The 9,990-nt window shown below is 69.7% G+C and carries 9 protein-coding genes and 1 pseudogene; 5 read left to right on the plus strand and 5 right to left on the minus strand.

What is annotated here, in order from left to right; genetic code table 11:
• A partial coding sequence (locus tag VJS38_RS11175; protein ID WP_324088224.1) for an NAD-dependent epimerase/dehydratase family protein occupies positions 1-321 on the minus strand: 321 nt, incomplete at its 3' end.
• A gap of 59 nt (positions 322-380) precedes the next feature.
• Between VJS38_RS11175 and VJS38_RS11180 the strand changes: the two genes are divergently transcribed.
• Positions 381-1,904 (plus strand): MATE family efflux transporter, encoded by a 1,524-nt coding sequence (locus VJS38_RS11180; protein WP_324088225.1) that lies wholly within the window; start codon positions 381-383, stop codon positions 1,902-1,904.
• Here VJS38_RS11180 and VJS38_RS11185 read toward each other — a convergent pair.
• Positions 1,901-3,064, minus strand: a complete 1,164-nt coding sequence (locus VJS38_RS11185) for a tetratricopeptide repeat protein (protein WP_324088226.1) — start codon at positions 3,062-3,064, stop codon at positions 1,901-1,903. The two genes, VJS38_RS11180 and VJS38_RS11185, sit on opposite strands and share 4 nt — an antisense overlap.
• Positions 3,065-3,110: 46 nt before the next feature.
• Positions 3,111-4,334, minus strand: a complete 1,224-nt coding sequence (locus VJS38_RS11190; RefSeq protein WP_324088227.1) for a serine hydrolase domain-containing protein — start codon at positions 4,332-4,334, stop codon at positions 3,111-3,113.
• Between the two features lie 186 nt (positions 4,335-4,520).
• Here VJS38_RS11190 and VJS38_RS11195 point away from each other — a divergent pair, with 186 nt between their 5' ends.
• From VJS38_RS11195 to VJS38_RS11210, 4 genes and pseudogenes are all read left to right on the plus strand, one after another.
• The gene (locus VJS38_RS11195; RefSeq protein ID WP_324088228.1) at positions 4,521-5,108 is read left to right on the plus strand and encodes an NADPH-dependent FMN reductase; all 588 of its coding nucleotides are present in this window, start codon (positions 4,521-4,523) and stop codon (positions 5,106-5,108) included.
• Entirely contained in the window at positions 5,105-6,253 is a 1,149-nt protein-coding gene (gene ribB, locus VJS38_RS11200) for a 3,4-dihydroxy-2-butanone-4-phosphate synthase (RefSeq protein WP_324088229.1), read from the plus strand. Before VJS38_RS11195 ends, ribB begins: the two co-directional genes overlap by 4 nt.
• Before the next feature lie 143 nt (positions 6,254-6,396).
• A pseudogene (locus tag VJS38_RS11205) lies at positions 6,397-7,118 on the plus strand (DUF72 domain-containing protein).
• A 159-nt stretch (positions 7,119-7,277) separates the two neighbouring features.
• Complete coding sequence (locus tag VJS38_RS11210) at positions 7,278-8,936, plus strand: M10 family metallopeptidase C-terminal domain-containing protein (RefSeq protein ID WP_324088230.1); 1,659 nt, start codon at positions 7,278-7,280, stop codon at positions 8,934-8,936.
• Between the two features lie 18 nt (positions 8,937-8,954).
• On the opposite strand, the gene VJS38_RS11215 is transcribed toward VJS38_RS11210, so the two are convergent.
• Positions 8,955-9,170, minus strand: coding sequence for a hypothetical protein (locus VJS38_RS11215; protein WP_324088231.1), 216 nt, complete (start codon positions 9,168-9,170; stop codon positions 8,955-8,957).
• 69 nt (positions 9,171-9,239) lie between these two features.
• Positions 9,240-9,671, minus strand: coding sequence for a DUF1801 domain-containing protein (locus VJS38_RS11220; RefSeq protein WP_324088232.1), 432 nt, complete (start codon positions 9,669-9,671; stop codon positions 9,240-9,242).
• Between the last annotated feature and the right edge of the window lie 319 nt (positions 9,672-9,990).

A 9,990-nucleotide genomic window follows, 5' to 3' on the forward strand; every position in this document is an offset into this window, starting at 1 on the left:
GACCGAGGCCACGTTCTCCAGATTGGCGGAATAGGTCAGGGCGTCGAGGTTCACCACCTCCCAGCCGTCGGCGACCGCGCGTCGCACCACGGCCGATCCGATGAATCCGGCGCCCCCGGTGATCAGGATCTTCATGCGGTCTTTCTTTGGCTGTCGCGGCCACAGAGCGCCGCAATGCACCGTCCCCGCCCTCGTCTTACAGCGAAACGCCGACGGCTCAACCCTTCGGCGCCGCTCCACCGCCCCGACGGGAAATTCGGTTCCGGGCCTTGAAGGGCTTCGCACCTGCGCCCTATTAGGCATCATCCCAAGGTAGAACATGCGTTTCCGCTGCGCCGCCCGGCGCTTCGGCGGACGAAACCGGATCGGAGCGTCAGCCCTTGGAAGCCGCTGCGAAGAAGCCCCCCGCCGGCGCGACCCGGCGTCGCGGCCCCGACCTGACCTCCGGCCCGATCGGGCCGACGCTGATCGTTTTCGCCCTGCCGGTGCTGGGCTCGAACATCATCCAGACCCTTAACGGCTCGGTGAACACCGCCTGGGTGAGCCACATCCTGGGCGAGGCCGCCCTGACGGCCAGCGCCAACGCCGGCCAGGTCTTCTTCCTGATGATCGGCGTGGTGTTCGGCATCTCGATGGCCGCCAACATCATGATCGGCCAGGCGGTGGGCGCCCGCGACGAGGCGGCCGCGCACCGGGTCGTCGGCACCTGCACCGTCTTCTTCATCGCCGCCTCGCTGGCGCTGGCGCTCGCCGGCGGGATCTTCACCCCGGCGATCCTCGACGCCATGGGCACCCCCGCCGACGCGCGGACCGGGGCGATCCAGTACCTGCGCATGCTCTTTGCGGCGATGCCGTCGGTCTACTTCTTCAACTTCGTGATGATGGCTCAGCGCGGCGTCGGCGATTCCCGCACGCCCTTATACTTCGCCATACTGCAGGTGGTGCTCGACACCCTGCTCAATCCGCTGCTGATCATCGGCGTCGGGCCGTTCCCGCGGATGGGGATCGTGGGCTCCGCCTTCGCCACCCTGCTCTCGCAGTCGATCGTGCTGGCGGCGATGCTGGCCCACCTCTACCGCAAGCACTCGATCCTGGTCGTCCGGCCGAGCCAGTGGCGGCTGCTGATCCCCGACATGGGCATCCTGAAGAACCTGGTGTTCAAGGGCATGCCCATGGGCTTCCAGATGATCGTGATCAGCGTCGCGGGCCTGACCATGATGCGCTTCGTCAACGGCTACGGCACTGACACCGCGGCCGCGTACGGGGCGGCGATGCAGCTGTGGAACTATGTGCAGATGCCGGCCATGGCGCTAGGCGCCGGGGTCTCCTCGATGGCGGCGCAGAACGTCGGCGCGCGGCGGATGGACCGGGTCGAGCGGGTCGCCTGGATCGGGGCCGCCTGCACGCTGGTCGCCGCGCTCGTGCCGATCGTGCTGATCCTTCTGTCGCAGCGGTTCGTGCTGCAGGCCTTCCTGCCGGCCGCGAGCCCCGCCCTGCCGATCGCCGAGCGCATCAACCTGATCGCCATCTGGAGCTTCATCCCCTTCGGCGTCGCCTTCGCCTTCTCCGGGGTGGTGCGGGCCACCGGCGTGGTCTGGCCGCCGCTGCTGGCGATGATCATCGCCCTGTGGTTCGTGCGCATCCCCTACGCCGAGGTGATGCAGCGCCACTGGGGCGCGGACGCGGTCTGGTCGAGCTTCCCGCTGGGCAGCATGGTCACCATGCTGCTCGCCATCGCCTACTACCGCTGGGGGAACTGGCGCAGCGCCAAGCTGATCGACACCGTGCCGCACGGCGAGACGCCGGACCCCGGCCAGGGGCCTTGCACCGGGATCGAGGAGACCGAGGTCCAGGCCGAGGCGGTCGAGAACCTCAAGCGGCCCCGCGCGATCGAGGCGAGCTAAGCCGCGATCCGCGACAAGTCCCGCGCCATCGCCTCGAAGACGGCGGTCCACTGGCCGGGCTCCTGCTGCCGATAGAGGGTGGCGCTCGGATACCAGGGCGTGTCGCCGCGATGCTGCAGCCAGCGCCAGTCGCCCAGGTGCGGCAGGGCGATCCAGGTGCGCACGCCGAGCCCGCCGGCGAGGTGGGCGACGCTGGTGTCCGGGGTGACGAAGAGGTCGCAGCACAGCATGGCCGCGGCGGTGTCGACGAACAGGTCCGGGCCGGGGTCGAAGTCGTCGCCGAGGGTCTCGACCGCCATCCCCTCCGGCAGGGTCTCAAGCTGGTCGAGGCCCTCGCCCTTCTGCAGGCTGATCAGCCGCACGCCGGGCGCGTCCGCCAGCGGCCGCAGGGCGGCCAGCGGAAACGACCGGCCGGGCGCTGCGGCGCTGCCCTGCCAGGCGACGCCGACCCGCAGTCCGTGCGTCCCGACCCGCGCCCGCCAGCGCGCCGCCCGCGCCGGATCGGCCTGCAGGTAGGCGCCGCGGGGGATCCGCTCCAGGCTGGTCCCGAACGCCGCCGGCAGGCTCATCAGCGCGGCGGCGAAGTCGTAGTCGGCCGGGGCGGCGTCCGCCGGCAGGAGCTCGATCGACGGGCTCATGCTCTGCAGGATGGCGTGCATGGCGCCGGGAGCCGCCAGCCGCACTCGGGCGCCGGCTATCTCGGCCAGCCGCGCGTAGCGGGCGAAGTGCAGCAGGTCGCCCTGGAAGAGCTCGGGATAGATGAAGAGGGTCCGTCCGGCGAGCGGCTCGCCGGCCCACTGGCGGGGCAGGCCGTAGCGCGGATCGTCGTAGCCTGGGCAGTTCTTCCGCCATTCCAGCTCGCGGAAGCCGGTCACCAGGTCGCCGAGCTGAAGGCGGCAGATCGCGCGCATGAAGTGGGCGACCGCCAGGTCGGGCCTGCGCGCGATCGCCGCATCATAGGCGGCGATCGCCGCCTCGAACCGCTGCAGGCGGCGCAGGATGTTGCCGATGTTGTAGCGCAGGAACGGGCTCGCCGGATTGGCCTCCGACGCGGCTTGGTAGGCGCAGAGCGCCTCCGGCAGCCGGCCGGCGTGCTCGAGCTCGGTCGCCCGCTCGTGCAGTTCGCTGGCCAGGTTCTCGGAGGCGGGGGTGTCGGTCATGGGCGAGCGGTGTTTAGCGCGGCCGGCGCCTGCGAACAGCCCGCATCTAGCTGTTCGGCTCGATCAACGCGCCATAGACCAGGTTGCGCAGCTCCCGTCGGATGGTGGTGGCGGAGGAGGGCATGAGCTGGGTCATGAAGACCACCGTGACCTCCTCCACCGGATCGACCCAGAAGGCGGTCGAGGCCATGCCGCCCCAGTAGAACTCGCCGGGGCTCGAGGGCAGCAGGGCCTGCGGCGGATCGAACACCACGGCGAAGCCCAGGCCGAAGCCCACGCCGGCGTAGGTGCTCTCGGAGAACATCGAGCGCGAGTGGCGGGTGAGGTCGCCGCCGCCGGGCAGGTGGTTGGCGCGCATCAGCCGCAGCGTCTTCGGCGCCAGGATCCGTGCGCCTTGCAACTCGCCGCCGTTCAGCAGCATCTGGCAGAAGCGCTGGTAGTCGGCGGCGGTGGAGACCAGGCCGCCGCCGCCGGACAGCAGCGGCGGCGGCGCGAGGTAGGGGCTCGTCTGCGGATCGTCCTGCAGCTTCATGCGTCCGTCCGGGGTCGCCTCGTAGCAGGCGGCGAAGCGCCCGCGCTGGTCGTCGCGGACGTGGAAGCCGGTGTCGGCCATCTTCAGGGGATCGAAGACGCGCTCCTGGAACACGGCGTCGAGCGGCTTGGCGGCCACCTTCTGCACGATGTAGCCGAGCACGTCGGTGGAGACCGAGTAGTTCCACGCCTCCCCCGGCGAGAAGTCGAGCGGCACGGCGGCCAGCGCGCCGACCATCTGCTCCAGGTCGCGCTCGCCGTAGACCGTGTCGATCTGCAGCTGGCGGTAGGCCGCGTCGACGTTCGAGCGGTACTGGAAGCCGTAGGTCAGGCCGGAGGTGTGGCGCATCAGGTCGACGACCTGCATCGGCCGCGCCGGCCGCCGGGTGACGAAGCCGCCCGCAACGCCGGCGCTGAACACGCCGAGGTCGGCCCAGGCGGGGATGTAGCGGGCCACCGGATCGTCGAGGGCGATCAGCCCCTCTTCGACCAGCGACATCAGGGCCACCGAGGTGACCGGCTTGGTCATGGAGTAGATGCGGAAGACCGTGTCCTCGGTCAGGGCGGCGCCGCGCTCGACGTCGCGCAGGCCGAGCACCGATTGGTGCGCCGTCTCGCCGCGGCGGCTGACCAGCAGCTGGGCGCAGGGCAGCCGGCCGGCGCCGATGTAACGATCCTCCAGAAACCGGTCGATCCGGGCCAGCCGTTCGCGCGAGAAGCCTTGCTGCGTCCTGTCCATGCCGAACTCCTCTCGCCTGCCCGTGCGTCCGCAGGCGAACTGTGCCCGTGCCAAGCGGCGTAGGACAAGGTATTGACCACTCTGCGGCTGTCCTCGGCGGCCGTTGCGAGACGATCGCCGCGCATTAGACAAGAAACCTTATAGGCGCGGCGTGCGCATGAGGAGCACAGGGTGGAAGGAACAGGGGTGAGCGGACAGGGTGGCGGCCAGCGGCCGATGATCGTGGGCATCGGCGGGACGATCCGCGCCGGCTCGACGACGGAGACGGCGCTGATCTGCGCGCTGAAGCGCGCCGAGGCCCTGGGTGCGGAGACCCGGCTGTTCGGCGGCGAGTTCCTGGCCAGGCTGCCGATCTTCGACCCGCGTCCGGGCGAGCCGACGCCGGAGCAGATGGAGCTGGTCGCCGCGGTCCGCGCCGCCGACGGGATCATCATCGGCAGCCCCGGCTACCACGGCTCGATCTCGGGGGTGGTGAAGAACGCGCTCGACACCCTGGAGATCACCGCCAAGGACGAGGCGCCCTATTTCCACGGCCGGCCGGTGGGGGCGGTGGTCACCGCTTATGGCTGGCAGGCGACCGGCTCGACGTTGAACGCGCTGCGCGGGATCATACATGCGATGCGGGGCTGGCCGACGCCGTTCGGCGCCGCCCTCAACTCCACCGCCGGCTTGTTCGACGAGGGGGGAAGTTGCCGCGACAGCAAGGACGCCTGGGCGCTCTCGACCGTCGCGGAGCAGGTGATGGAGTTCGCCAGGATGCGGGTCGGAACATGAGCAAGCTGGAGCTGGCGCCCCTGGGCGGCGATGCGTCGGACGACGCGGTGACCTCGGCGATCGCGCCGATCGAGGACATCATCGAGGACGCCCGCAACGGGCGGCCGTACATCCTGGTCGACGCCGAGGACCGGGAGAACGAGGGCGACGTCATCATCCCGGCGCAGTTCGCCACTCCGGACCAGATCAACTTCATGGCCCGCCACGCGCGCGGCCTGATCTGCCTGTCGATCACCACCGAGCGCGCCCGCCAGCTGCGCCTGCCGCCCATGGCCTGGGAGAACCAGTCCGGCCACGGCACCGCCTTCACCGTCTCGATCGAGGCGCGCGAGGGGGTCACGACCGGCATCTCGGCCCACGACCGGGCGCACACCATCGCCGTGGCCATCGACCCGACCAAGAGCGCCGACGACGTGGTTTCGCCCGGCCACGTCTTCCCGCTGGTCGCCCGCGAGGGCGGGGTGCTGGTCCGCGCCGGCCACACCGAGGCCGCGGTCGACATCTCCAGGCTCGCCGGCCTCAACCCGGCGGGCGTGATCTGCGAGATCATGAAGGACGACGGCACCATGGCCCGTCTTCCTGATCTCGTCGCCTTCGCCCAGCTGCACGGCATGAAGATCGGCACCATCGCCGACCTGATCGCCTATCGCCGCCGGACCGAGCGCCAGGTCGAGCGGGTGCTGGAAACGCCGTTCGACAGCGTCTACGGCGGCCGCTTCCGGATGGTGATCTACCGCAACGTGCTCGATCGCACCGAGCACGCGGTGCTGATCAAGGGCAAGGTCGACAGCGACAAGCCGACCCTGGTGCGCATGCACAAGGTCAACATGGCCGCCGACATGCTGGGCCATGTGGAGACCCGCCAGGACCTGGTGCCCAGGGCGCTGCACACGATCGCCAGCTGGGACGGCGCGGGCGTCGCGGTCTTCATCCGCAGCTCGAACCCGGACGCCCTGTCGGCCAAGTACAGCGAGCCCGACGCGCCGCAGCACGAGAGCATCCAGCGCGACTACGGCATCGGCGCGCAGATCCTGCTGGACCTCGGCGTGCGCGACATCGTGCTTTTGACCGCCAGCAAGCCCGCGCCGCGTCTGCCGGGTTCGGGCGGCTACGGCCTGCGCATCGTCGGCCGCCGCGAGCTCTAGACCAAGCCTAGACCGTTCGCCGCTGGCGGCCGGTTCGGCGCAGCGAATGGTCTAACTTCAAAAACCTATGAGCGTTCGGCGGTTCATTCGAACCGCCAAACGCTCCAGGCAACGCCTCGGCGCGCCCGTGCATTCGAAGGGCCATGAGCGCGCTTCGCATCGGCTGTTCCGGCTGGGTCTACAAGGACTGGCGCGGCCCGTTCTATCCGAACGAGGTCAAGGACCGCGACCGGCTGGCCTGGTACGCCGGCCGCTTCGACTGCGCCGAGATCAACGCCAGCTTCTACCGCCTGCCGTCCGCAGAGACGGTCGCAGCCTGGGCGGCCCGCGTGCCCGAGGGCTTCGTCTTCGCCTGGAAGGTCAGCCGCTTCATCACCCACAACAAGAAGCTGAACGACTGCGCGGACTCCGTGTCCCTGGTGTTCGGACGCATGGCCGCCCTCGGCCACGCCTTCGGGCCGGCCCTGGTGCAGCTGCCGCCCCAGCTGCGCCGCGACGAGGGCCGGCTGGCCGCCTTTCTCGCGCTTCCGCCCAAGGGGCTTCGGCTCGCCGTCGAGTTCCGGCACGAGAGCTGGTACTGCCCCGAGGTCTTCGAGGTCCTGGCCGGTTTCGACGCGGCGCTCTGCATCTCCGATCACCACGCCGCGCCCTCGCCCTGGCAGGTCACCGCCTCCTGGGTCTATGTGCGCGGCCACGGGCCCGGCGGGCGCTACGCCGGCCGCTATCGCTGGAACGCTGGGCCAGCGTGATCGACGAATGGCGAAGCCAGGGTCGCGACGTCTACGCGTTTTTCGACAACGACATCAAAAGTGCGGCGCCGCTGGACGCGCTCGCGCTTAAACGCCTGACCGCGGGAACGGCCTGACCGTTCGAAGCCTTAAGCATGAGGCACGACGCGTCTTCACCGTGTGTGAAGCAGATCGGTGCTAGGCCGCGGCTTGCGGGTGCGGGGATCGCCCGCGCGACAGAAGCCGACGCCTATCGTGCTTAGATGCTTGAATCGGTTGCGTAAGCGAGTACCGGCATGTCCCTAGACGCCTCCTCCCTGAGCGCCGACGCCTTCCCGGTCGAGCCGCAGGCGTTCCTCGACGCCGACGCCCGCGCGGGCGTCCTCGCCGACAACGGCAAGTCGAGCTACAGCATCGACCAGGCCGCGACGCAGCTGCTGCGCGACGACGACACCTGGTCCTCGATGGGCCAGCCGTTCACCGTCACCTACGCTTTCCGGGCGTCGGCGCCCGCGACCATGCCGTCGGACACCGGCGGCTTCACGCAGTTCAACGCCGCCCAGATCAAGGAGGCCGAGCTGGCGTTGAAGGCCTGGTCCGACGTCGCCAACATCCGCTTCGTGCGGATCGGCGTCGGCACGAGCGGCCCGGCCGCCTATTCCGACAACGCCACCATCCTGTTCGGCGACTACACGACGGGAGAAGCCGGTTCGGCCGCCTTCACCTTCTTTCCCGGTTCGACGGCCTATTCGTCCTCGGCGGGCGATGTCTGGGTCAACGGGACCCTGAGCTACAACCTTGCTCCGACCATCGGGAACTATGGCGGCATGACCCTCGTCCACGAGATCGGTCACGCCATCGGCCTGGAGCACCCCTCGGACTACAACGCCTCGGCCAACACCAGCCTGAGCTACGGGACGGACGCCAGCTATTACGAGGACGACCGTCAGTACACGATCATGAGCTACTTCGGCGAGACCAGCACGGGCGCCAACTTCGGGGGCGTCTACGCCGCCTCGCCGATGCTCGACGACATCGCCGCGGTCCAAAGGGCCTACGGCGCCAACATGGCGACCCGCGCGGGCGACACGGTCTACGGGTTCAACTCCAACGCCGACGAGCCGTGGTTCGTCGCCAGCTCCAGCTCGAGCAAGCTGGTGTTCGCCGTCTGGGACGCCGGTGGGACCGACACCTTCGACTTCTCCGGCTATAGCAGCAACCAGCTCATCGACCTGCGGCCCGGCAACTTCTCGAACGTCGGCGGACTGGCGGGCAACGTCGCCATCGCCCAGAACGTGACCATCGAGGACGCCGTCGGCGGGCCAGGCGCCGACATCATCTACGGCAATGCGGCGGGAAACACGATCAACGGCGGCGCCGGCGCCGACACCATCGTCGGCGGCTCGGGCGCGCGCAACCAGCTGCTCGGCGGCGACGGGAGCGACGCGATCACCGGCGGCGCCGGCTTCGACATCGTCAACGGCAACAAGGGCGACGACACCATCGACGGCGGCCCGGGCGGCAATGACTGGCTGCTGGGCGGGCAGGGGAACGACCTGATCACCGCCCATGCCGGCGTCAACATCATGAACGGCAACCTGGGCGCCGACATCGAAACCGGCGGCGCCGGCGACGACACCGTGCGCGGCGGCCAGGGCGACGACTCCCTGAACGGCGGGGCCGGGAACGACCACCTGCTGGGCGACCTGGGCAATGACACCCTGAGCGGCGGGAGCGGGGCCGACACCTTCCACTTCCAGGCGGGCGGCGGCCAGGACCTGGTGACCGACTTCAACGCCGCCGAGGGGGACCGGATCGAGCTGGACGGGGGGGCGACCTACACCCTGGGCCAGAACGCCGCCGGCGCAGTGATCGCCCTGGCGAGCGGCGACACCATCACGCTCGCGGGCGTCGACGCCGCGTCGCTGCCGGCGGGATCGATCGTGCTGGCGTAGGACGGGCGCTTGGCGTCCTCACCGGGGGTTCACATAGGGGTTCGGCAAGGTCCCTTGCGGACCCGGCGCGATCGGATCGGGCGAAGTTCCCGGCATGGGAGTCGTCCGTGACGGGCCTGGGTCATGGATCTCGGGGATCGTGGCCTGCGGCTGCTTGCCGGGGCCTGCGCAGCCGGCGACGAGCGCCGCCAGACCGACGAGCGTCAAGGCGCACGCGGGGTTGAGGCGGCTCATGGCGAAGTCTCCTGTCACTTTCGGCGAAGCTGAGCACGCATGGCGCGTCGGGTCGAGCCTCTACCGTGGCTAAGGAGCCCAGCCCGGCATTTCGGACGCCTGGCGTATCCAGCTTGCCACGAGCGCTTCGTCGACGGGCTCGGTCTCGCGGATGTCGAGGTAACGCACATCCGGCTGCTTGGAGGCGCCCGGAGGCATGGGATCGAGCGAGGCGCCGCGGAAGAAGGTCACCTTCACGTAGTTGGTGAAGCAGTGGAAGCTCAAGAACCAGCCCTGACCTTCGACGCCGTAGAAGGGGGAGTTCCACTTCACCGCCTTGCGCACCCCAGGCACGGTGCGCACGACCAGGGCGTCGAGCCGGCGGCCGAGGTCGCTCTTCCATCCGGGCATGGCGGCGATGTAGGCCTGGACGGGCCCGTCGCCATCGCCCTTGGCGATCTGCGGGTTGCCGCCGGAGAGGAGGGCGGGCTTCGCAGATTCTGCTGTGGGTTTGCCTACCATGGCCGCCACTCTGCACGCCGCAGCGCCCGCATTCCATCCCCGCGCGCCAGCGCTCACCTGGGCTTGAATGTCATGGCCAGCATTCTGCTGTCGGTCGAGCCTGGTCAAGGACGGGGGTCCTCTTCGGAGGCGTCCTTCAACGAGGTGCGGTCTTTGGCGATGCTCGCCGGTCCGCTTTCGACCCAAACATGCCTCTACAGCTCCCCCGGGCGACCGGTGCGCGCCCTTCAGCTGCGGTGACGAGGCGGAGACGCATTGCCGGCGGCCTGCCCTCTCCACCATCCGCTCTTCGCTGCGCTCGGCGGACGGTTCCCCTCTC

This window comes from Phenylobacterium sp., from assembly GCF_035276905.1.
Classification (GTDB): Bacteria; Pseudomonadota; Alphaproteobacteria; order Caulobacterales; family Caulobacteraceae; genus Phenylobacterium.